This window comes from Flavobacterium sp. FlaQc-52 (genome assembly GCF_044007495.1).
Taxonomy (GTDB): Bacteria; Bacteroidota; Bacteroidia; order Flavobacteriales; family Flavobacteriaceae; genus Flavobacterium; species Flavobacterium cupriresistens.
Window position 1 is genome coordinate 300,289 of the sequence record NZ_JBIPCV010000003.1, and the last position, 26,014, is coordinate 326,302.

The following is a 26,014-nucleotide window of genomic DNA, read 5'->3' on the forward strand; positions in this document are numbered from 1 at the left end:
TAAAATAAAGCATAAAAAAAATCCATTTGTCTGAACAAATGGATTTTTTTTATGCTTAAATCGGTGTTTATATCTTATTGAAATATAACTTTTTTGGAGGTTGTATGATTGTTGTCTAAGATAACCTTAATCAATAGAACCTGATTAGCGGATTGTAAATTTGCGATTTGCAATTCCGTTTCACCAATTTTCTTTTTGTTATAAAGTAGTTTTCCTGAAACATCATAAATCGTAACTTCTTTAATCGTTTCTTTTGCAGAGATTACTTTTATTACTTTGTTTTTAGCCGTAACAAAAACATTGTTTTCGGTGTTTTCAAAATCTCCCGTTCCTAATGTTTTATCTGTATAACGCAGTACGAAACGATCTGCAAAAGTTCCTTTTGCAGTGGTAAAGGTATATTTCGCTGTTTTTAAATTATGGATTTTCCCTGTCGTTTTGTCTTCAATGAAAATGTTCTGATTGATCAGATCGCCTTCTATTTTTCCTATTGAGATGGTATAATCACCAGCAGCGGCGCTACGATATCCTAAAGGAACAATATCAGTGTCTGTAAAAGGCAGAGCACGTCCTTGAATAACAAGATTACGATCGTTGTTGATACTGTAAAAGTCAAGAGCAGGATTGCCGTCAAAAGATTCACCGTCATATCTGTTTTCGTAACTATTTGTTGCACCGTTGACATAACCAAGAAGTGTTTGTTTGAAAATCCCTTCCTTATTGATGATGTTAATCCAGATGCGATTTCTGCTTGCTTTTTCTTTTGATGGTCTTGCCGGTTTAAAGAACTGACCGTTATTTGCGCCACCTTCTCGCATGTAGTTTTTAAAAGAAACTGTTCCCGGGCTGGCCGCACTTGCAAAGAAAGATTGTCCTGCAGCGATATAACCGGATGGCTCAGAATCGTTATTTCCGGGTGCATCATCGCCCGTAGGTGCTTTGGTATTTACTCCCCCTGTTAGATTAAAAGCAGCGTAATCATCAGCAAGATATTTCAGACCATTTGAACCGCCTATAGGGGTATTGTGTGTCCAGAAATAAAGCGTTCCGTTCATGAAAGGATTGTCATCTAAAAAACTATTAGCGTTCAGAGCAGATGCATAAGGGTTACCGATCAGGTAAAACTTATCAGCCTCTACGGTCTCACCGTTGAGAGCACCATTGTTTGGAGTACCTTTAAATTCAGCAGTGAAATCCGCTCTATCTACATTAGAAAAGGTTTGAGGACCACGAATAATGTAACCTTTACCAATTATCATTTCGGTATTTGAATTGGTGATGACCCAACCAGTTCCATTAAAGCCCATGTATTTATCAGACAAAGTTAAAGGAGATACATCTACTAATTTTTTAGGATTTACAGGCGTAGACCAGTATCCGTAATCAGTAAGGCGAAGTGATGTTTTGCGTTTGTAGGTGATGATCCCTGAATTGATAGTAGGATCATCATTGGTTTGCACTAAACTTGAATTGTTCTCAAAAGTCAGGCTCGCTGTGTTTGCAACTGTCAGACCATTGGTAATTTTTAAAGTATTTCCAATGCTAATTACAACTTTAGCTGTTAAGCCTATTGTACAGCTACAAGCATTTACATCCGCTGTTGACGTGTAGTCTCCTTCAAAAAGTACGGGTTGATTAATTGTTGGAGGCCCATTGGTCCATCCTGCATTCCAGGTTGCCAATTGAGGTATTGGGTTTATAACAACGTTGACTGAAGATACAGACGGACATGCACCGCTACTAACAGTATAAGTATAGGTAGTATTAGCTGCAAGACCTGTTATTGAAGTTGTTGCTCCTGATCCTGTTGTTTGAACAGCACCCGGTGTTCTTGTTAAGGTCCAGGTTCCTGTAGTAGGTAAGCCACTTAATTGTACACTTCCTGTTGCTATTATACAGGTTGGGTGTGTTATTGTGCCTACTATTGGTGCTGTTGGTCCTGCGTTTACGGTTGTTGCTGTAGAAGATGTAGCAGATGTTGCTATACAGCTATTAGTATCTGTATAGTTAATCGTTACTGTTTTACTTCCAGTAGTTAAATATCTTAAAGTTACGGTATTGTTTGTGTTTGCGCCTCCTGAAACAATAGTGTAATCTGTTCCGGCAATTCCGGGGAATACCCAAACGTAATTAGACATACCAGCTTCAGTGGTGTAAGTAACATTTGTCCCCACACAAGCGCTTGATCCCGGCTGAGCAGTAAACGTTACGATAGGTAGCGCATTAACCGTTGTTGCAGTTGATGAAGTTGCCGTAGTTGCAGTACAACTATTGGTGTTGGTGTAATTAACGGTTACCGTTTTACTTCCGGTAGTTAAATATCTTAAAGTTACGGTATTGTTTGTGCTTGTACCTCCTGAAACAATAGTGTAATCTGTTCCGGCAGTTCCAGGGAATACCCAAACGTAACTAGACATAGTAGCTTCAGTAGTATAGGTAACATTTGTTCCAACGCAGGTACTTACTCCCGGTTGAGCTGTAAAGGTTACAATAGGTCGAGCATTAACTGTAGTTGCAGTTGATGAAGTTGCCGTAGTTGCGGTACAACTATTGGTGTTGGTATAATTAACAGTTACCGTTTTACTTCCGGTAGTCAAATATCTTAAAGTTACGGTATTGTTTGTGCTTGTGCCTCCTGAAACAATAGTGTAATCTGTTCCGGCAGTTCCAGGGAATACCCAAACGTAACTAGACATAGTTGCTTCAGTAGTATAAGTAACATTTGTTCCAACGCAGGTACTTAATCCTGGTTGAGCTGTAAAGGTTACGATAGGTCGAGCATTAACTGTAGTTGCCGTTGATGAAGTTGCCGTAGTTGCGGTACAACTATTGGTGTTGGTGTAATTAACAGTTACCGTTTTACTTCCGGTAGTTAAATATCTTAAAGTTACGGTGTTGTTTGTGTTTGTACCTCCTGAAACAATAGTGTAATCTGTTCCGGCAGTTCCAGGGAATACCCAAACGTAATTGGTCATTGTAGCTTCAGTAGTATAGGTAACATTTGTTCCAACGCACGCACTTGCTCCTGGTTGAGCTGTAAAAGTTACGATAGGTAGCGCATTAACTGTAGTTGCAGTTGATGAAGTTGCCGTAGTTGCGGTACAACTATTAGTGTTGGTATAGTTAACGGTTACCGTTTTACTTCCGGTAGTTAAATATCTTAAAGTTACGGTGTTGTTTGTACTTGCACCTCCTGAAACAATAGTGTAATCTGTTCCGGCAGTTCCAGGGAATACCCAAACGTAACTAGACATAGTAGCTTCAGTAGTATAAGTAACATTTGTTCCAACGCAGGTACTTACTCCCGGTTGAGCTGTAAAGGTTATGATAGGTCGAGCATTAACTGTAGTCGCAGTTGATGAAGTTGCCGTAGTTGCGGTACAACTATTGGTGTTGGTATAGTTAACGGTTACCGTTTTACTTCCGGTTGTTAAATATCTTAAAGTTACTGTGTTACTTGTATTTGTGCCTCCTGAAACAATAGTGTAATCTGTTCCGGCAGTTCCAGGGAATACCCAAACGTAATTAGACATAGTAGCTTCAGTAGTATAGGTAACATTTGTTCCAACGCACGCACTTGCTCCTGGTTGAGCTGTAAAAGTTACGATAGGTAGCGCATTAACTGTAGTTGCAGTTGATGAAGTGGCTGTAGTTGCTGTACAACTATTAGTGTTGGTATAGTTAACAGTTACCGTTTTACTTCCGGTAGTTAAATATCTTAAAGTTACGGTATTGTTTGTGCTTGCACCTCCTGAAACAATAGTGTAATCTGTTCCGGCAGTTCCAGGGAATACCCAAACGTAATTAGACATAGTAGCTTCAGTAGTATAGATAACATTTGTTCCCACACAAGCACTTGCTCCCGGTTGAGCTGTAAAAGTTACAATAGGTAACGCATTAACTGTAGTTGCAGTTGATGAAGTTGCCGTTGTTGCTGTACAGCTATTAGCGTTTGTATAGTTAATCGTTACTGTTTTACTTCCGGTTGTTAAATATTTTAAAGTTACGGTGTTACTTGCATTTGTGCCTCCAGAAACAATAGTATAATCTGTTCCGGCAACTCCTGGGAATCCCCAGATGTAATTAGTCATACTAGGTTGAGTAGTATAGGTAACATTTGTTCCTATACAAGTACTTGTTCCCGGTTGCGCTGTATAACTTACGATTGGTCTAGGGTTTACGGTTACTGTCAAAGTAAACGGAACCCCTACACAACCCGATGTAGTTGGAGTAACGGTATAAGTAGCCGTTTGTGGCGTTGTGGTTGTATTTGTAAGTGTACCAATAATGTTACCATTAGGAGTACCGGTACTTGCTACACCTCCCGTGATGGCTCCAGATACTGCTATAGTTGGGGCTGTCCAGGTAAAAGTCGTTCCGGATGGGATAGTTCCGTTGGTTCCCGTTGTTGGTGTCGCCGTAAATTGAGATCCTGAACAAACTGAAGCTGTCATTGGAGTAATGGTAGCAGAAATCACATCAACCGCTACTGGTGTAGAGTCAGTTGTTGAAGCAGTACAGGTTATCTTTGCACGATAAAATGTTTTTACAGTTTGTGTAGTAGTAAAGGTTGATTTAGAGTTTGTAACATCTAAATATCGGATAAGTAAATTATCAATAGTATGGATGTCAGTTATAGCTCCTGTTCGTGCTGAAAATTTAAATTTCCAGGCTGATTTATCCGTTGAAAGATAGGCAGCTGGTAATAAAAAATTAGAGACTACTGTAATTATAGTACCTGAAGAATTTACCATAGTAAGAGACAGGTATCCTTTGTTATCTACTGACAAAACAACATTTCGTGCTGTAGTAGTTCTTATGTTGAAAGGAACATCCAGAGCGGAAGTAAAAACACCTGTTCCATTATAAAGAATACGAATACGGCTACCATTTGCTACACCCTCATTATCATAGGTGTCAAATTGAACTATAATACCTGAGCCTTCTCCAAGCTCTCCGCCACTATCGGTATTTGTCAATGCTCCTGCATAACTTAAACTAAAACCATCAGCACCGCCTCCGCCTCCGGCAGTATAATCAAATGAAGTTGTAAAAGCATTTATATTAGATCCGGGAGATTTGTCAACTAAAAAACCTCCTTTTTGGCTAGTAGCAGCAGGCGTTAATACTAATTGACCACCGGTTATACTTGCATTTCCGGAAATACTGGTGTTGGCAGGTAGTGAACTAAAAGTTTCAGTACCGAAAAAAGTGGTTGGTGTCGGGGTAGCATTAGTCCATGTATCAACACCATTTGGTGAAGTTTGCCATACATAAGTAGTACCATCCGAATAAGTAGTAGTTCCCAGAGATAATGTAAATGGGGTACCTGGGCATACCGTTGTGGCTGTTGATAAAGTAGTACTGGCAGTTGGTGTTCCTGTGCATACATCACCAACAATTATCGTATAGTCCTCAACCTGTCCCTCTGGACTTGTTACGGTTGTGGTACAAGGATTTGTAACATAGTCAGTAGATTGACCAATGATACGCATACGGGTACTTCCTAGGGTAGCGTCAGTAGGTATTTGAAAATAAACCGACGCAATTTTGCCATCCGCTCCGGTAGAATTGTTAATAGTACCAATGTTAAATTTTTCACCAGTGTCCGTAAAATCATTGTCCTGGTTCCAGTCTATATAAGCAGTATAAAAAATGTTGCTGTTTGATGCCGTAATACCTTTAACAGAGACCGTGTAATTTTGTCCTTTAACCAAAGTGGTGTTGACTCCTGTGAAATTTTCGTAACTGGTGGTTGCTGTACTGTTGTTATCTATTGTGTTCAGCTTTACATTGGTAATTTGTCTAACTGTTGTAAAATTGGTAAAACTACATACGCTTGGGGTCCAAGTATAGGTTAAACCGTTGGTAGGTAGTTCTCCTGATCCGTTACCTGTATTACAAGTATTACTATTAGCTCCTCCTGCTGTTGATGCTGGCCAGTTATTTGATGTGGTTCTATTGTTAAAGTCTGCATTAGATGCGCCTCTTAGACCTACTTGTACAGTTATATCTGTGTTATAGCTACTAGTACAAGCACCATAAACAATTTGTACTTCATTAGTGGTTTCATTTAATCTAATTTGAAAATTAAAATCTCCACTACGTGAGCTACTATTGTAGTAACGTCTTGCATTTGTCCATTGTGCTACAAAAGTTCTGTTGGGTGCTGTACCAATAGTATTGTAAGTTATTGAAGAACCGTTGCTTATCAAATCTCTTCCTAAAGCACTAATTGCACCACTATATCCGGTTGTTGATGAGATAGGGCTGTATTCATTACCGTTTGAATAAATTGTTGAGGACGAAGAGCTAAACGTTACAAATCCATTCGTGTTAATGGAACATTGGGTATAAGTTACTCCATTAAAGGTAAACGAAAAGCCTAAGTTAACATTTGCACCAACAGTATCATCCCAACCATTTGAGAACATCGTTTGTACTCCACTCGTTCCGGTTATAGTAGTATATGTCCCACTTGTCTGAGTAAAAGCATAGTTAGCAACCTGTGCATTCCCAATTCCGGTAAAAAATAGTAAAAAAAGAAATTGAAGTAAACCAAACACCTTATAACTTTTGGGTTTGTTTATTTTTTGACAAAATAAGAAATCAACGAATAAAAGTAATTTTTTAATCATCAGCGTGTGGTATTTATATTTTAAATTTGTTTTGGGCTAAAACACATAAAAAAAGCACCGGTTCTCTATTATGTCGGATAGTAAACCTGAGTAGTGTTTTTCTTTTGGTTTTAAATTTTAGAATCAGTTATTTAAGTGCTTGTTTTTGAGCATTATTGAATAATCCAATTCGGCGTACAAAAATATTATAATTCTGCACATATACAACATTTTAGAAAAAGAGTTTCTGAGATAATTGAAAAATAAAGGCCGAATTTTAACAACAAAATGACTATTTTTCGCAAGAATAGTTAAAAAGCAGGAAAAAAGCCATGAATTCAACATGTACCCCAAAGGAGGCCTTACTCAAATTAGAACATTTTTGCGCCTATCAGGAGCGCTGTCATGCAGAGGTGGTTGCCAAATTGTACAGTTTAAAGATGACCTCAGACGAAATTGATGTGATAGTAGTTCAGTTAATTGATGGTAATTTTTTAAATGAAACACGTTTTGCGTGCAGTTTTGCCAGAGGTAAACACCGCATTAAATTTTGGGGCAGAATTCGGATCACAAATGAGTTAAAAGCCAGACAGATTTCTGCCGTTAATATCACTTTGGCATTAAAAGAAATTTCGGCAGAAGAGTATGAAACTACTTTTGAACAACTTTCGGAAAGATGCTGGAATAGTATTCATGAAAATAACACGCTTAAAAAAAGGAAAAAATTCTGCGATTATCTGTTGCGAAGAGGTTATGAAAGTAACTTGGTTTATGAAAAAATGAAGGAACTGGAATAAAACTCGATTTTCTTTTCCGGTAGTAAAAATCTAATTTTTGCGTTACTTAAAAAAGGCATTAGCGCTAATCAGATTGCTAGTGTTAAACCTCATTTAGCACCCTGGAACCTATGTTTGTAAATTGAGGCTTTCTTGCATATTACGCATCAAAACTCGCTTTTTTAGACTTTTTAAATTAAAAAATACGCTATTTCTAACTGTATTTTACGATTATTCTTATGTTTTATCACTTTGCTTTTATAAGAATTAACATAGTTTGATGCTTTTTATGATGTATTTCATCGAGTATTTCTTTTGCTTTGTCGATTATACGGGCTTTCTTAAAACCACTTTTATGACTAGTACGTAGTTGTCTCTATCTTTGCAAGCCCAAAATTATATGCCTGCATACTAATCAGATAGAAACAACTAAAATGATGAGAAAATTACTTTTATTTTTACTTTTACCCTTTATTGGTTTTGCACAAGAAGATTTAGTAAAGTGGAATGGCCCTGGTACTAAAGCGCCCTCTGTTAATACAAATTACACAGCAGCAGTTGCTGCAGGGGATTTAAGTAATGGAAGTAATTTGACTGTAACTCCTGCGCAAGGAGAAGGGTTTAAAGGAAGCCCATGGCCAACCTCATTTGCTATTGACGATACTAAATATTTTCAATTTACAACGACAGCAAAAACGGGATATAAAATTAAATTGAATGCTTTCAAATTCACTTATAGAGGCGATGCTAATTTGTATGTGAACCGCTATCAGGTTCGTTATTCCAAAGATAATTTTGCCACCAGTACTTTATTAGTAGACGAAACAACAAGCCCGGGAAGAATAAACAAGTCATTGAATTTGTCTAATGTTACTCTATATGCCGGAGAAACGATAACCATTCGTATTTATGGCTACAAACTAAAACCCAATAGCGATCCTAATTCACCATTGTTCTTGATTAATTTGAGTTCAATTGAAAATGGCAATACAACACCTACGATTACAGGTTCTGTTTTGCCTTATGATGCCTCTGACTTGAATGCAAATGATGATCTTGTTTCAACGAAAGAAAAAAGAGCAGTAACCTTTGATCCGTTAACTAACGATACCCACTATAACGGTTCAACGATGACTTACACGCAACCGCCAACGGCTCACGGAACGGTAACAAACAATGACAATATCCTTACTTTTACACCTGCAACAAATTTTAAAGGAACCAGTTCATTTACCTATACGTTAAAAAAGGGGAACAAAACAGCTACAGCTACAGTTTCGGTTTTTGTTGAAGAAGCTACACCTCGGCTAATCATCTGGAATGGTGCAGTAGATCAGCCCAAAGCAGTTGTCACTGATGCCAATATCATTGCAAATGACATTAGTGCTTCAGGTGTTAATCTAACCACAAACAGTAATCCAAATTATTTTAATCTTACTAATGTTCAAACCAGTACGATTAAAAATACGGTAAATCTTAACAAATATGCTCAGGTAAGTGTTAGGCTAAAAGCCAATTACAAACTGACTTTAACGCAATTTAAGTTTATATACAATTCTCCTTCGGGAAATGAAGGAGCAACAAAATACGAAGTACGTTACTCCACAGATCCTACTTTTCCTGATGACGGTAAGATCCTTTTGGGGTCAACCACAGCAGTACAAGGCACAGATACTGAGGTAACCCTTAATTTTCCTGCTAATACTGTGGTGACTAGCAGTCCAAATCAAACATTTTATATTAGAATTTATCCTTATGGGGTTCAAAATATTTACAACGGATATTTTAGAATCAAACACGATTACGGAGGAGAAGTAGGGCCAACCATTTCGGGTATTGTCGATACGTCCAACTTACTTACGGCAAATCCGGATCTAATTACGACCGATTCCAATACGGCTATAATTGTACCAATTCTGGAAAATGATGAAAATTACAGCGCATTGGCATCTATTACTTCAACACAACCGGCTTCAGGAGGGTCTGTTCAGGTTAATGATAAAACCAATGTGACTTTTACTCCTGCTGTGGGTTTCACCGGGACGAGTTCTTTTGTCTACACCTTGTATGACGGGAAAAATTATTCGTCTGCAACCGTTACAGTTACGGTAACGCCACCACCGTGTGTTCCCTCTTTAACAGCCGGAGTTAACAGCTGGAAAGGTTATGTTTATACCTATACAGGAAATACTCCCGCGATGACTACTTATGTTGGATCTGTTGCAGAGAAAGCGATGTTTGACCGAAAAACAGGTACAGATGTAATTACAGGAGATACAAGTGTTGCGCCAAATGCATTTTGCGGTACAGTACCAAGCGAAAGGTTTTATATTCGCTACCTAATGAAGACTACAACAGAGGCCGGTAAATTTAACTTTACAGTAGGGGGTGATGATGGTTACCGTTTGTATATTGATGGTGATTTAGTGATAGACAACTGGCAGGATCAAGGTTATGCAGTAAGATCTACGCTGCACAACTTGAAAGAAGGAACACATGACTTTGTTTTAGAATATTACGAAAAAGAAGGTGCATCCAGATTGTCCATTATATATGGTATAATAAAAGGAGATACTTTACTGCCTTTCGGAGATAATAAGTGGAATGTTTTTGGTTTTAATTCAGCAAATATTGCCTTAGTGGCAGACACCTATGCAGGAACTTATGTAGATACAAGTTTAGATATCAATACACAGTCAAAGTGGAATGCTTTGGTATCACCCTCTTATTATTCGGGTTGGGAAGGTGCTCCGATGCCCGTTGATCAGTTTACCATTACCTATAAACGTAAAGGTTTTCCTTGCGGTCGTTATCAGTTAGAACTGGTAAATTGTGATGATGTGGGTGAAATTTATATTGATGGAGTCAAAATATTTACACAATCTATTTATACCAATACTACTTCATTAATTAACGGAGGAAAAACGTATCCTTTGAATAAAATGTCAACTGTAGAAGTACGTTTAAGAGAAGATGGAGGTGATGCCAAGTTAGCCCTTAATTTTATTGATACTCCTTTTGTTTATGATGGATCAGTGGCGCCTCAGAGCGGCTCTTCGATTACGGTGAATAAGAGTACAGTTCTGACTAACGATTTAGAAGTTTGTACTTGTATCATAGCAGCAGGAAAGACATTGACGATAGCGGCAGACAAAACCCTTACAGTTAATGAAAATATTGTGGTAAATGGAGATGGTAAACTTATAATAAAAAACAATGGTTCCTTGGTTCAGACCAATGATAATGCTATTTATACCGGAGCTGTAAATTCGTTTAATATGGAACGGATTTCAACTCCAATGGCAGATTTCGATTATACCTATTGGTCATCAGCAGTAGCAGATAAAAAATTGAATGTTTTGTCACCCAATACGCTAGCCGACAAGTACATGTCATTTAGCGGAACAAATTGGATAATTGAAAACGGAAATACGATTATGAAACCCGGTAAAGGATATATTATTCGTGTTCCTAAACCAGGCACCGGATATCCAAATGGTAAAGATTATTGGAACACTAGTACGTATTCTCAAACGGTAAATTTTATTGGGATTCCTAATAATGGAATTATTAAAGGGGAATCTCTTTTGGCTGATAAATTTTATTTAGTAGGTAATCCATATCCTTCGGCATTAGACGCTACTAAGTTTTTAAATGCGAATACTTTTATAAATGGTACTATTTACTTCTGGACCCACAATACAGCAATAGGTGTGGTAGGAATACATAAATACAATTCAAATGATTATGCAAGTTATAATCTTACCGGAGGTGTAGCGACGAGACCTTCTCAAGCACCCGGGCGCAATATGAATACGCCCTCTGGTAAAATAGCATCAGGAGAATCTTTTTTTATTAGTACAAATGATGTCGGAACGGTTACTTTTAATAATAGCATGCGCCCGGTGGGTGCTAACAATCAGTTTTTTAAAAGAGACAATACGTCAAAAGATAAAGAAGCAGAGAACGGTCGTATGTGGTTAAACATGACCAATGAAACCGGTGCTTTTAAACAAGCTTTGATCGGATATATAGAAGGAGCTACCAATGATTTTGAAAACAGATTTGACGGTGAAAGCTTTGATGGTAATGCCTATATCGATTTTTATAGTATAGATAATGGTAGAAATTATGTAATTCAGGGCCGTGCCTTGCCTTTTACGGATACCGATATTGTTCCTTTAGGATACCGCAGTTCTATTGAAGGTGAATTTGCAATTTCTATCGAGCAGACAGATGGTGATTTGGTTAATCAGGTTGTTTACTTAGAAGACAAAGTAACAGCTAAAGTTCATGACTTAAGAGCCGGTAAATATACCTTTACGACTGCAAAAGGAACTTTTTCGGATCGTTTTGTACTACGCTACACAAATAAAACATTAGGAATCGATGATTTTGAAAATACAGACAGTGATCTGATCGTTTCAGTAAAAAATAAGACAATCAAAGTAACTTCAGAAAAAGAGAATATTAAAGAAGTTATAGTTTATGATCTTTCGGGGAAATTGCTTTACGAAAAGAATAAAGTCGGAGCAACTGAATTGCAAATAGCAAATTTACAATCAGCCAATCAGATGGTATTGATCAAGATTGTTTTAGAAAATGGTCATACAACTACTAAGAAAGCTATATTTCAATAAAAAACGCTAGTTAAGCTTATAGAAAATCCATTTGTCAAAGGCAAATGGATTTTTTTTTGCGTTTTCTTCAAATTGAAAATTAACATACCCTAAATATCCCGTCAAGTGGGTATTGTCAGATTTATAAAAGAAAAATAAATTGCAGTTAAATCTTACAAGTATTTAATTCAATCTATCTGACTTTGATTAGAAATATAATTCTTTTAGTAATAGTAGTCAGTTTTATCAATAAAGCCGACTTGTATGCACAGCAAGGAAAAGTGGATAAGAACTTTAATGTACGTGATGACGGTACGATTGGGGATGGTTTTGATAATACTGTTAGAACCTTATTTTTACAGTCCGATGAAAAGCTGATCGTAGGAGGTGATTTTCTGACTCTTAATGGAATACAACTCTCTTATTTGACTCGTTTGAATACAGACGGATCGATTGACGAGAGTTTCAAGATGGGAAATGGTTTCAACGGAAAAGTCTACAGCGTCTGTGTGCAACCGGACGGGAAAATTATTGTTGGTGGAAGTTTTACAGCTTACAACGGCGTCAGCGCGGGCCGACTAATTCGTTTAAATAAGGATGGATCACAAGATACATCATTCAATACAGCAATTGCAGCCGCGACAGGAATCATCTATAAAGTGGGTCTGCAATCGGATGGAAAAATAATTATAGTGGGCAGTTTCACCAAATACAATGCCGTTACCGCAAATAGAATGGCACGTATTTTACCCAATGGAACATTAGATCCCTCTTTTAATACAGGAACCGGGGCTTCAGCACTCATTACTAATGTTGAAATTTTACCCGATCAAAAAATTATAATAGCGGGAGCTTTCACTGTTTTTAATGGAGTTGCGGCAAACAGAATGGTTCGTTTGCTTTCTGATGGCAGAGTTGATGAACATTTTAGTATTGGAACTGCTTTTAATGACGATGTAAATGCAATAGCAATACAGTCCGATGGAAAAATTATTTTAGGAGGAAAATTTACAAATTATAACGGAAACAGTGCCAACAGGATTATCCGGATCAATTATGATGGGACCCTCGATTCTGGTTTCCTATCAGGCTCCGGTCTCAGTAAAGATGCGGTTCAGGTGATCAAAATTGATGCTTCGGGGACTATTGCTGTTGGAGGGTCTTTCACAGGCTACTACAATAATAGTGAGGTAAACCGTTTATTTTTTTTAAATGCTAACGGAACGATAAGAAACGATTTCTATACTGGAACAGGACCGGGATCTGCTTCCGTTTTAGCATTAGAGAGTACGGCAGACAGATCTTGGTATATCGCGGGATCATTCTCTTTATTTGATAGTCTGAATCAGGGTAGACTGACTAGAATTGATAGCGAAGGAGAACAGGATACCGGATATTTAGCTGCCGGAATTGGTTTTGATAATTCTGTTTTAAAAGTTTTGCCGTTGGCCAGTAAACTAACTATGGTATTTGGGAATTTTACCAGATTCAATGGAGTTTTTTCTTCAAGAATAGCCAGAGTCTTAGAAAATGGAACCTTAGATGAGGCTTTTAATTCCAAGCAATTGGGAGCGAATAACAGCATAAAAACGGCCGTTTTACAAGCCGATGATAAGATTGTCTTTGGTGGGAATTTTACAAAATACAATGAATCAACTTGCAATAGGATTGCTCGTATTTTAGCGGATGGAACCGTTGATCCAACATTTAGTTTAGGCTCAGGCTTCAACAATCAGATTTATGCGATGGCAATTCAACCCGATCAAAAGATAATTGTTGGCGGAAATTTTACGTCATATAATACTGCACAGGTTGGTAGAATAGTCAGATTGTTGGCAAACGGTTTGCTTGATGTTGATTTTAATGTTGGTTTGGGTGCCAATGCTATTGTAGAGGCCGTACTGGTTCAACCGGACGGAAAAATTCTGATTGGCGGGCGATTCACTTCTTTTGACGGTACTATGGTGTCAGGTTTAGTACGTCTTCATGAGGACGGAAGTATAGATGCCACTTTTAATACAGGTAGCGGGTTTGATAAAAAAGTAAGTGCAATTGCGTTACAATCGGATCAGAAAATAATAGTAGGAGGATCATTTTTAATGTACAATGGGACTCCACAAAAACGGATTCTGAGATTGAATTCCAATGGAAGTCTGGATGCTACTTTTGATTCTGGATCCGGTTTTAGTAAAGGAGATGTTCTTAGTATTTTAGTACAACCCGATGATCGTATCCTGGTGGGAGGAACTTTTTCAGGAACTTATAAAAGTACAGCTTGCCTTAGGTTAATACGGTTATTAAAAACGGGGGATTATGATAACAGCTTTCAGGCAAATTTAAACAATAAGGTACGCAGTATGCATTTTACTGCTGATCGCAAACTTATGATTGGTGGCGATTTTAATTCCGTCTCCGGAGAATCAAAACATAGGGTTGCTCGTTTAAAAATTTGTTTAGAAGCGACCGATTGGAATGGTATCGCATGGTCAAATGGTTTTCCGTCCGCTGGAAAAGAAGTCACTTTTTCAGAAGATTATCCGGGTTTACCAGCGACAGCGATATGCAACTGTACAATCAAGGAAGGGAAGACCGTTACGCTTTTAAGTGGTAATACTTTAGGGGTTGAATTTGATTATAACGGTTTGGGGACACTGGTTTTAAATAATGCAGCCAGTTTATATCAAGATGATGATGAAATTGTAAATACGGGAATCATACAAGTTCTAAGAAAATCATCTCCGATTTTAAAATTTGACTATACCTATTGGGCTTCTCCAGTAGTGGATCAAAAACTGATAGCTGTTTCTCCGAAGACATTATCGGATAAGTTTTTCTCCTATAACTATGAATTAGATCATTGGAGCGTTGAAGATCCGCAACATACTATGACCCCCGGAAAAGGATATTGCATCCGCGGACCTCAGGATTTCTCAGCTACCGCAGCTTCGGCATATGATGCAATATTTAAAGGAGTTCCAAATAATGGGAAGATTAGTTTGGGTTTAGGAAAAGAGAATACTTTTAATTTAATAGGGAATCCTTATCCCTCAGCTCTTAGTGCAGATTTGTTTTTGGATAAAAACAGCCAAAACATCAAAGGAACTCTTTATTTCTGGACACATAATACTCCGGTTAAAGATCATAAATATACTTCAGATGATTATGCAGTTTATAATTTGTTGGGAGGTGTAGGAACAAGAGCAGCACTTTCTTCCGGAATGGATCAGACCGTACCGGATGGAACGATTGTTTCAAATCAGGCTTTTTTTGTTGTAAGCAAGAATACTGGATCTGTTGCGTTTGATAACAGCATGCGAATTATGGGTCAAAATACTTCTTTTTTTAAAACAGCGATAAATAATAAAAAGCAAATCAGAACCGGAACCGAAAAACACCGTATTTGGTTGGATTTTGAGAACACGGAAGGCATTTTTAAACAAATCCTGGTTGGTTATGTGTATGGAGCACCCGATGTGTCGGTTGATAGTTTTAATTCGGAATCTTTTAAAGGAAATAAATGGACGGATTTTTATAGTATCCTCGAAAATAAACATTTGGTAATTCAGGGAACAACAGCAGTATTTGACAAATCTGATTCAATTTCTCTGGGTTACGAGACTGCTATTGAGGGGGAGTTTAGTATTAAAATTGCTAAAAAGGAAGGACTCTTCGAGAATTTGAATGTTTATTTAGAAGACAAAACGAAGGGAATAACACATAACTTACAGGAAGCCCCCTATCTGTTTACCACTGACAAAGGAGTTTTTCAGGAGCGTTTTGTAATACACTACACCGAAAAGACCTTAAAAAAGGAAACTTTAGAGAAATTGGAAGACGGCGTTCAGATAATAGTAAAAGACAAGTCCATAAATGTGGTAGCAGCAAAAACGAATATTAAGTCAGTTCATTTTTTTGATGTGAGCGGAAAACTACTTTTTTATAAAGATAAAATCGATGCGAGGTCATTTCAATTTTCAAATCCGTCATGCAGCAATCAACTTCTAATAGTAAAAGTTGTTTTGGAGAACAATCATACTATAACTCAAAAAATAGTATTCTGATATTAATTAATTCAAGCCACTAGTTAATAATTAGTTGATTCTATTTGAAGAAAACACAAAAAGATTAATTTGCCTCCTGCTTCAGCTGGAGGTAATTGATTGAGAGGTGAATCATTGGCTTTAGCCGAAAGATCCGGGGTATAATTCGGCTAAAGCCATAAAATCATGAACTACTTGTAATCCTCCAGCTGAAGCAGGAGGCTATTCAAAAAGGTACCTTTGCAAATATTTTAATTTTGATTAGAAATTTACATTATTATAATTCAGAAATAGGGTATAGGCGGTCTAATTTCAAACATAAAACAACTAGCAACTTAAATTAATTAATTCAAGCCACTGGTTCTCTTATCTCTAAAATGAAACAAGCTAGTAGGATTGTCAGAAAAAGTTTCACGCAGATTTTAGCAGATTGAAAAAAAATCCGCAGAATCTGCACAATCTGCGTGAAAAAAAAACATTTGATTCGATGGGATTATTTTTTGGGTTAGCTACATCTATGATGCAATACAGAATGTTTTCTTTTTCATGGCTTGAAAATCTCATATTTTTTATCAGTAAATAAAGACACTCGACAAAATGCGTTTTTTGCCGATGAACTACCGTTTTTAAAGGAGAATATGCTGTTTTTATATCAACTCATAATTATTTAAGTGTTTAATTCTTACAATTTTATGTGAAATATTTTGTTGTCTTGTAAATAAAATTGTACCTTGTTGCTATGCTTGTACGACAAACGTACCTATAAGCCCGACGAAGTACATCTCTTTTCTATTTTTCTCTGCCAAAATATTGATTGCTATTTTAAATACCACAAATTAAAAAGCAGCATTTTAGTATTTTTTTGCTTTTAATTATAAGTTGATTTTGATAGTCAAAATTATTTTTTGAGGTATTTAGAGTTTCATTTTAACCAAACGTCTGTTTGGTTTTAATTTTTCTTTTTAACTTAAAAAGTAGTGCGATGAAAAAAAAATTACCAGCTTTCCCGCTTCAATTTTTAATGCATTGTTTTTCTCAAAAGAAGCTGCATTATAAAAAAACATCATTTCTAAAGGTAAAACTCTCCTTTCTGTTTTTATTTGTTTTTGGCTCTTTATGGGCGCAACCCCCTCACACCTTTACGGCTGATGGTTCATTAGTAGTTCCAGCTGGAATTACTTCAATGGATGTACAAGCTTGGGGTGGTGGTGGAGCTGGAGGAGGAGCCAGTGGAGCCGGATTATTAGCTGGAAGAAGCGGAGCTGGTGGTGGTGGTGGTGCTTTTGCACATGGTGCTATCACAGTTGTGGCAGGAAATACTTTGGCTGTTAAAGTGGCAGGAGTAACGACTGGTACAACAGCTACCGGGGGTAATGGAGCAACTTCTACGATAACTGGTTTTGAAACTATAATTTTAGCTGCCGGAGGAAAAGGAGGTACTGCTAATGCGGCCGGAGGAGCACCGGCTGGAGGCGCCGGAGGGCTAAATACGGCTTCATTTGGTTCAATAGCAAAAACCTCTGGTGTCGCAGGGGGAAATGGTGCTTCTGCTCTATTAAGTCTAGGACTCTCTTCGGGAGCCGGAGGAAAGGGAGGTGATACCGGAGGAGGTGCCGGAGGAGCTGCTCTGAGCAGTCTTTTATTGGGTAATGGCCCCGGAAATTTTGGAACTCCTCCTGGTGGAGGAGGGAGTGGAGCAATGAACTCAGCGTCGGGCGGCGCTCAGAGTGGCGGTAATGGCGCACGTGGTCAGGTTATCGTTACTTATACTTGTCCAACTTATAGTATTACAGGAATTTCAGGAGCAGGTGTTTGTAATTCGGTTGGGAGTACTTCCGTAATAACGGTAACTTCCAGCGCAGCTTCTTTACCTATTGGAGTTTATACGGTAACGTATAATAGAACTAATCCCACCGGGACTGCACTTACTGCAGCTATGACGGTTACCTCTGCGGGAACGGGGACTTTTACAGCAGTTGGTTTGACTACTATAGGAACGAGTACAATTACTGTTACCAATCTTACATCGGGAGTGTGTTCTTCAAATATTGCGGCAAACAATACAACAAATGTAATTGTTTCTGCAACAACTGTTGGAGGAACTATAAGTGGCGCAAAAACAATTTGTGCAGGAGCTACAAGTGGTTTGTTAACTTTGAGTGGATATACCGGAACCATTTTAAAATGGCAATCATCAGGTCCATTTGGAACGTGGGATGATATTGTTAACACAGCTGCAACTTATACGTCAGGACCACTTACTGAAACGATAGATTTTAGAGCCGTAATTCAAAACGGTTCTTGTGCTGCTGTAAATTCTGCTACCGTTACTATAACGGTCAGTCCCTTACCACAGGGAAGTTTAACAGCCAATGGTCCGTTTTGTGCAACGGGAGCTGGACAATTAACTTTTACGGCAACCGCAGGAACAGGTCCTTATACAGTAGTCTATCAGGAAAATGGTGGTGCGAATCGTACACAGACTAATGTGACCAGTGGTACCGCTTTTGCGACTTTTACTACTCCAGTTACAACTTCTACAACTTATACTTTAGTTTCTGTAACTGGGGCTGATATTTGTGCGCGAAGTTTAGCATTTACAGGAGGCTCGGCAACAATAACAGTCAATCCTTTACCCCAAGGTAGTTTAACAGCCAATGGTCCGTTTTGTGTTACAGGTTCAGGGCAACTAACATTTACGGCAACAGCAGGTACTGGTCCTTATACTGTAGTGTATCAGGAAAACGGAGGCGCGAATCGTACGCAGACTAATGTGACCAGTGGTACCGCTTTTGCGACCTTTACAACTCCGGTTACGACTTCTACAACTTATACCTTGGTTTCCGTGACAGGAGCAAATAGTTGTGTTCGAAGCTCCGGATTCACGGGAGGCTCGGCAACAATTATGGTTAATCCATTACCTCAGGGTAGTTTAACAGCTAATGGTCCTTTTTGTGCAACGGGAGCTGGACAATTAACTTTTACGGCAACTGCGGGAACAGGGCCTTATACAGTAGTCTATCAGGAAAACGGTGGCGCCAATCGAACGCAGACTAATGTGATCAGTGGTACCGCTTTTGCAACTTTTACGACTCCGGTTACAACTTCTACGACTTATACGTTAGTTTCTGTAACAGGGGCAGATACGTGTATTCGAAGTTCCGGCTTTACTGGTGGTTCGGCGACAATTACGGTTAATCCATTACCTCAGGGTAGTTTAACAGCTAATGGTCCTTTTTGTGCAACGGGAGCTGGACAATTAACTTTTACGGCAACCGCAGGAACGGGTCCTTATACAGTAGTCTATCAGGAAAATGGTGGTGCGAATCGTACACAGACTAATGTGACCAGTGGTGCTGCTTTTGCAACTTTTACGACTCCGGTTACGAGTTCTACGACTTATACTTTGGTTTCTGTAACTGGGGCCGATACCTGTATTCGAAGTTCCGGCTTTACTGGTGGTTCGGCGACAATTACGGTTAATCCATTACCTCAGGGTAGTTTAACAGCCAATGGCCCATTTTGTGCGACAGGTTCAGGACAACTAACTTTTACAGCAACCGCGGGTACAGGTCCTTATACAGTAGTTTATAAAGAAAATGGCGGAGCAGATCGTACACAGACTAATGTGACCAGTGGTGTTGCTTTTGCGACTTTTACCACTCCGGTTACGACTTCAACGACTTATACTTTGGTTTCCATAACAGGAGTTGATACCTGTATTCGAAGCTCCGGCTTTACTGGTGGTTCGGCGACAATTACGGTTAACCCGTTACCTCAGGGTAGTTTAACAGCCAATGGTCCTTTTTGTGCAACGGGAGCTGGACAATTAACTTTTACAGCAACCGCGGGAACAGGTCCTTATACAGTAGTCTATCAGGAAAATGGTGGTGCCAATCGTACACAGACTAATGTGACCAGTAGTACTGCTTTTACAACTTTTACGACTCCGGTTACGAGTTCTACGACTTATACTTTAGTTTCTGTAACAGGGGCAGATACCTGTGTTAGAAGCTCCGACTTTACCGGTGGTTCGGCGACAATTACGGTTAACCCATTACCTCAGGGTAGTTTAACAGCCAATGGTTCGTTTTGTGCAACGGGAGCTGGACAATTAACTTTTACAGCAATCGCGGGAACAGGTCCTTATACAGTAGTCTATCAGGAAAATGGTGGAGCGAATCGTACGCAGACTAATGTGACCAGTGGTACTGCTTTTGTGACTTTTACTACTCCGGTTACAACTTCTACAACGTATACTTTAGTTTCTGTAACAGGGGCAGATACCTGCGTTCGAAGCTCAGGTTTCACGAGTGGTTCTGCAACGATTACCGTTAATCCATTACCTCAGGGTAGTTTAACAGCTAATGGCCCATTTTGTGCGACGGGAGCTGGACAACTAACTTTTACAGCAACCGCGGGTACAGGTCCTTATACAGTAGTTTATAAAGAAAATGGCGGAGCAGATCGTACGCAGACTAATGTGACCAGTGGTGTTGCTTTTGCGACTTTTACCACTCCGGTTACGACTTCAACGACTTATACTTTGGTTTCTATAACAGGAGTTGGTACTTGTGTTCGAAGTTCAGCATTTACAGGTGGTTCTGCTACTATCACAATAATTCCACAACCAACTGCGCCCGTTAATGGAGGAATTACTGATCCAACATGTCTAACGCCGACAGGTACGTTAGTTTTAAATGGATTGCCCAATATGAGTAATTATACGATAACGCAAAGCGGTTCTTTCCCCAATACTTATGCGGGAGGTGCTGGCCCTGATCCAACAACATATACAATTACCGGACTTGCACCCGGAACCTATAATTTTATTGTTCAATATAGTGGTAGTTGTGCTTCACCACCCTTATCGAATATAGTTATAAATCCACTTGTAACAAACACTTACACTACAGCAGGAGGCTGGTCGGGTGGAACGCCAACAATAAATCATAATATTATCTTTGCTGACGATTATGCGACAACAGGAGATATAAACAGTTGTACCTGTAAAGTAAATGCAGGGAAAAAAGTGACCATAAATGCATTAAACACGCTAACGGTAACTAATGCATTAACTGTTGATTCAGCACCGGGAACGGAATTACTGTTTGAGAATAATGCAAGTTTAGTTCAGGCAAATGATAATCCGTTACTGAATTCGGGCTCTATTAGTTACAAACGTACAGGTAAACAGATTTTTATATACGATTATATTTATTGGTCAACACCGGTGAGTCCACAAAAATTAGTAGATGTGTCACCCTTAACGTTATCCGATAAATATTTTAGTTTTAATGGAACAAACTGGGTGATGACCAGTTCCAATACCGAAATGATAATTGGTAAAGGTTATATTATTCGTGGACCTCAAAGTTATTCAAATACGGTAAGAGCCGATTATACAGCTCAATTTGTTGGCGCTCCAAACAATGGTGCTTTGTCCGGAGAAACAATGGATGCGGGTAACTTTTATTTAATCGGAAATCCATATCCTTCTGCTCTGGACGCGGATCTTTTTTTACCTGCAAATTCTTTTCTGGATGGAACTATCTTTTTCTGGACTCATAATACGCCTATAGGTAGAGTAGGGCCATATAAATACAACGCAGATGATTATGCGAGTTATAATGTTGTTGGAGGTGTAGCAATATCTGCAAAAAGTGATCCCGGGCATACGGATAATCCGGCTACGGATGCGGGGGTTAAACCAACGGGTAAAATTGGGGCAGGACAATCTTTTTTCGCCACAACGGTTAGTGCCGGAACGGTCGCTTTTACTAATGCAATGAGGTTGGGGGGTGCGGATAACAGTCAGTTTTTTAAAATAAAAAATACTTCAAAAAATACCGATTTAGAGCGACACCGCATATGGCTTGATCTGGAAAATGAGGAAGGAGCATTTAAACAATTGCTGATTGGTTATGTAGAAGGAGCAACAAACGGACATGATAATAGATTTGATGGTGTAACACTTGACGGAAATCCGTTTTTGGATTTTTACAGTATTAACAGTAACAAAAAATATGTTATCCAAGGGCGTGCGCTGCCTTTTTTAGACACCGATACAATTCCTTTGGGATATCGTTCTGCAATTGTAAGTGATTTTACTATTTCTATAGATGATTCCGATGGGAATTTGGTACATCAGGCCATTTATATCGAAGATAAAATAACCGGACAAGTACATGATTTAAGAGAAAGTGATTATAAGTTTTCAACCGGAATAGGTGTCTTTGACGATCGTTTTATATTGCGTTATGTAAACAAATCATTGGGAGTTGGCGAGTTTGAAAATAAAGGAAAAGAGATTATTGTAAGCGCAAAAGATAAAATAATCAATATCAATGCTTCTGAAAGTACAATTAGTGAGATTCTTATTTTTGATGTAAGCGGAAACATGATTTATAAAAAATCAGCGATTAATGATCCGGCTTTTCAAATTGTAAATTTAAAATCTCAGGATCAGCTTCTTTTTGTAAAAGTTAAGTTAGAGAATAATACAGTATCAATTAAGAAAGTGATGTTTTAAAAGCTAAAACGAGTGTGATGACTTGTTTTTCTTGCAGAGTCGCAGTATTGCAAAGAATCAAACTTTGCGTTTCTGCGACTTTGTGAGGAATAATTTTCAGGTTCAAAGGTGCAGAGGCAGAGTAAGATAAAGGTTAAAAAACTTTGCGACTCCTTCTATAGGTAAAACAAGTTTTTAAATACCTTTCCTAAATAAAGGTTTCTCTTTGTCAGACTGAGCGAAGTCGAAGTCAGACAAAGAGAAAAAACTTTGCGTTTTCGAGTCTTTGCATGATTAATCAAAAAAACACGCTTTATTAATACTGATGAACGTAACAGGGGAAGATCCTTCCTTAGTCAGACTTGATACAATTGTAAAATTTGTAAATAGAATCAAATTTCGAGATTTTTCCTTCTCATTTTCCTAAATAAAAAAATTGCTTTTGACGTTAAGCCAAAAGCAATTTAAAATAGTATTTGAGATTTATAAAATCTTTTTATTAAACTTTTGCTTTACCTGAAGCTTCAAGATTTCTTTCAATGCTATGCCCCGGTCTTGACCATTTTGGTTTTTCACCCAGTGGGACAAATTGAGAATCAGCTGCTTCAACCGTTTTGGGTTGTGAAACTTTTGTAAAAGGTTTTTGTGGATTCAATCCTAATAATTCGAACATTTTCATGTCTTCGTGAACATCAGGGTTTGGTGTAGTAAGCAATTTATCTCCGGCAAAAATAGAATTTGCTCCGGCAAAAAAGCACATTGCCTGTCCTTCGCGACTCATATTGGTTCTTCCTGCAGACAAACGAACCTGTGTATCCGGCATTACAATTCTTGTTGTAGCAACCATACGAATCATTTCCCAGATTTCAACTGGTTTTTCATCTTCCATTGGTGTTCCTTCAACTGCAACCAAAGCATTAATTGGTACAGATTCCGGTTGTGGATTTAAGGTAGAAAGCGCTACTAGCATTCCTGCTCTGTCTTCAATACTTTCACCCATTCCAATAATACCTCCGCTACAAACCGTAACATTGGTTTTACGAACATTTTCGATCGTTTCTAAACGGTCTTCAAAACCACGGGTTGAAATAACATCTTTATAATATTCTTCAGAAGTATCTAAATTGTGATTGTAAGCATATAAACCAGCTTCTGCCAGTCGTTGTGCCTGATTTTCGGTGATCATACCCAAAGTACAACAAACTTCCATGTCTAGTTTATTGATGGTACGAACCATTTCTAATACCTGATCAAATTCTGCTCCGTCTTTTACGTTTCTCCAGGCAGCTCCCATACAAACACGAGATGATCCGCTTGATTTAGCACGCAAAGCCTGAGCTTTTACCTGACTTACACTCATTAAGTCGTTTCCTTCAACTCCGGTGTTATAACGCGCAGCTTGTGGGCAATAACCACAATCTTCAGGGCATCCTCCTGTTTTAATAGATAACAGTGTAGATACCTGTACTACGTTTGGATCATGGTTTTGTCTATGAAGTGTTGCTGCTTCATACAGCAAGTCCATCATAGGTTTATTATATATTGCGATTATTTCGTCTTTTGTCCAGTTGTGTTTCGTAATGCTCATTGATACATTTTTTTGATGCTCCAAAAGTAGTTAAATTGTTCTAATCAACCAATGATGTGTTCTGTAAATGAATATTTGATAGGCATTTTCAAAAAAGAAACACTCTAAAATCATAGAATTATATTTTTTTATGATTTTAGAGTGCTAAAATGTTTGTTTTACTTTGAAAAATTAATCGGCTACATACTTGTTATTCCAGTATAACATCATCATTAAAGTGACGATTACCGATGATGCGATCCCTTCAAACAATAAACAGATACAGTAAGTTGGTACTGAGGGATTTCCTCCAAACATAAAAGTCTCTGATAATGTTTTAACATAGGCATCTCCACCTCTTGCATAACTATAAACTAACAGCCCGAAAACGCTCATTGCGACACCAACGACAGAAGTTGCCATCGCAGAAACGGCATTCGAAACAAAGTTGGTTTCTCCTTCGTGAAGGTTCATTCGCATGGTTTTATTTACGCCATAAAATATAAAAAACACATTTAAGGTTCGTAAATAGAATAAATGGGCTAAACCTAATACATTCATCAATAAAAAATAAACGCCAATTCCAAGGAATATCAAAAAACCGTTGGTTATTTCTTTAGGTAATTTCATAATGGTTATTTTTAAAGAAGTTAATAGTAAGCGATTGACAAACAGAGTTGTATATCAAATTTACTAAAAAAATAACTACGATGATTTAAAAACGATAAAAAGTATAACAGGAGTTTCTAAAGCTGATTGATAAAAGCTAAAGCATTTGTTTTATCCTGATTGAGCTGCTCTTTGAGTAAGTCAACAGAGCCGAATTTCTGTTCTTCGCGAAGATAAGTTAGCAAAGAAATTTCTATTTTTTTACCGTAAATATCAGCATCAAAATCAAAAAGATGTACTTCTATGGTTTGTTTGTCCCCGTTTACAGTGGGGTTAAAACCGATATTCATCATTCCAAAAACGATTCTTCCATTATGGAATGTTGTCTGAACGACATAAACACCATTTTTCGGGATTTTTTTATAATCTTCCTTAATATGGATGTTGGCAGTGGGGAATCCGATTGTTCTTCCGAGCTGTTTTCCTTTTACAACTTCACCACTTAAAAAGTAATTATAACCTAAATATTCGTTGGCCAAAGTGACATGACCTTCGTCTAAAGCTTTTCTGATTTTGGTTGAACTTACCGAAACATCCTGAATTTCCTGTGCCGTAATTTGTTCCACTTCAAAACCATATTCTTTTCCAAATGCAATCAGATCATCAATATTGGCCGTTCGGTTTCTGCCAAAGCGATGATCGTGGCCAATGATTATTTTTTGAATATGAAATTGATCTACTAAAATAGAATGCACGAATTCTTCGGCAGTTAATCTGGAGAAACTTTCGTCAAACGGGTGTATTACCAGATTTTCAATTCCGGTTTGCTCCAGGAGTTTTGTCTTTTCAGCAATGGTATTCAATAGTTTTATTTCCGATTTTTCCTGCAGTACCATTCTTGGATGCGGAAAAAAAGTAAGCACTAAACTTTCGTATTTTCCATTTTCGGTGTTTTGAGTAATTCGTTCCAGAATTTTTTTATGACCAATATGCACACCATCAAAGGTGCCAAGAGTTAAAATAGTTTTCTTGGTTGACCGAAAATCGTTTATAGAATGAAAAAGCTTCAAAGCAAATTATTTAAGATGCTGCAAATTTATACTATCTATTTTAAATTTGATACTCAGCTCAATTGATTTTTTTAATGAAATTGAGTGTCTTTTTGTGAAAAGAGCAAGAGTCATAGATAAAAAAGGGAAAATCACTTTATTAATGTAGGAATTCACTACACGTATGGAAGCGAAATTTTAATTTAATTAGCTTATCTTTGATGTT

General features: G+C 38.0%; 8 protein-coding genes. 4 read left to right on the forward strand and 4 right to left on the reverse strand.

All coding sequences use genetic code 11. The annotated features are described in order from the left end of the window. Positions 1–74: 74 nt before the first annotated feature. Complete coding sequence (locus tag ACHRV5_RS07925) at positions 75–6,638, reverse strand: T9SS sorting signal type C domain-containing protein (protein WP_395426381.1); 6,564 nt, start codon at positions 6,636–6,638, stop codon at positions 75–77. 311 nt (positions 6,639–6,949) lie between these two features. Here ACHRV5_RS07925 and ACHRV5_RS07930 point away from each other — a divergent pair, with 311 nt between their 5' ends. The 4 genes from ACHRV5_RS07930 (at position 6,950) to ACHRV5_RS07945 (ending at position 22,584) form a co-directional block, all read left to right on the forward strand. Then, the gene (locus ACHRV5_RS07930) at positions 6,950–7,414 is read left to right on the forward strand and encodes a regulatory protein RecX (RefSeq protein WP_047779341.1); all 465 of its coding nucleotides are present in this window, start codon (positions 6,950–6,952) and stop codon (positions 7,412–7,414) included. A 413-nt stretch (positions 7,415–7,827) separates the two neighbouring features. Continuing rightward, positions 7,828–12,033: an Ig-like domain-containing protein gene (locus ACHRV5_RS07935; RefSeq protein ID WP_395426382.1), complete on the forward strand. Its 4,206-nt coding sequence runs from the start codon at positions 7,828–7,830 to the stop codon at positions 12,031–12,033. A 182-nt stretch (positions 12,034–12,215) separates the two neighbouring features. Beyond that, complete coding sequence (locus ACHRV5_RS07940; RefSeq protein ID WP_395426383.1) at positions 12,216–16,073, forward strand: T9SS sorting signal type C domain-containing protein; 3,858 nt, start codon at positions 12,216–12,218, stop codon at positions 16,071–16,073. Between the two features lie 961 nt (positions 16,074–17,034). Then, positions 17,035–22,584 carry a T9SS sorting signal type C domain-containing protein gene (locus ACHRV5_RS07945; RefSeq protein WP_395426384.1) on the forward strand — a complete coding sequence of 1,850 codons (5,550 nt, stop codon included), beginning with the start codon at positions 17,035–17,037 and terminating at the stop codon, positions 22,582–22,584. A gap of 478 nt (positions 22,585–23,062) precedes the next feature. Here ACHRV5_RS07945 and bioB read toward each other — a convergent pair whose 3' ends face one another. The 3 genes from bioB to ACHRV5_RS07960 form a co-directional block, all read right to left on the reverse strand. Beyond that, the gene (bioB, locus tag ACHRV5_RS07950) at positions 23,063–24,151 is read right to left on the reverse strand and encodes a biotin synthase BioB (protein WP_047776607.1); all 1,089 of its coding nucleotides are present in this window, start codon (positions 24,149–24,151) and stop codon (positions 23,063–23,065) included. A 171-nt stretch (positions 24,152–24,322) separates the two neighbouring features. Beyond that, a complete protein-coding gene (locus ACHRV5_RS07955; RefSeq protein WP_047776608.1) occupies positions 24,323–24,760 on the reverse strand; it encodes a hypothetical protein in 438 nt (145 codons plus the stop codon). Between the two features lie 116 nt (positions 24,761–24,876). Further along, the gene (locus ACHRV5_RS07960; RefSeq protein ID WP_047776610.1) at positions 24,877–25,809 is read right to left on the reverse strand and encodes a bifunctional riboflavin kinase/FAD synthetase; all 933 of its coding nucleotides are present in this window, start codon (positions 25,807–25,809) and stop codon (positions 24,877–24,879) included. Positions 25,810–26,014 lie beyond the last annotated feature (205 nt).

Excerpts from the sequence above, each read along its gene's own strand:
- ACHRV5_RS07935 (WP_395426382.1), top strand. The coding sequence starts at position 7,828 with ATGATGAGAAAATTACTTTTATTTTTACTTTTACCCTTTATTGGTTTT.
- ACHRV5_RS07955 (WP_047776608.1), bottom strand. The coding sequence starts at position 24,760 with ATGAAATTACCTAAAGAAATAACCAACGGTTTTTTGATATTCCTTGGA.
- ACHRV5_RS07925 (WP_395426381.1), bottom strand. The coding sequence starts at position 6,638 with ATGATTAAAAAATTACTTTTATTCGTTGATTTCTTATTTTGTCAAAAA.
- ACHRV5_RS07945 (WP_395426384.1), top strand. The coding sequence starts at position 17,035 with ATGAAAAAAAAATTACCAGCTTTCCCGCTTCAATTTTTAATGCATTGT.
- bioB (WP_047776607.1), bottom strand. The coding sequence starts at position 24,151 with ATGAGCATTACGAAACACAACTGGACAAAAGACGAAATAATCGCAATA.
- ACHRV5_RS07930 (WP_047779341.1), top strand. The coding sequence starts at position 6,950 with ATGAATTCAACATGTACCCCAAAGGAGGCCTTACTCAAATTAGAACAT.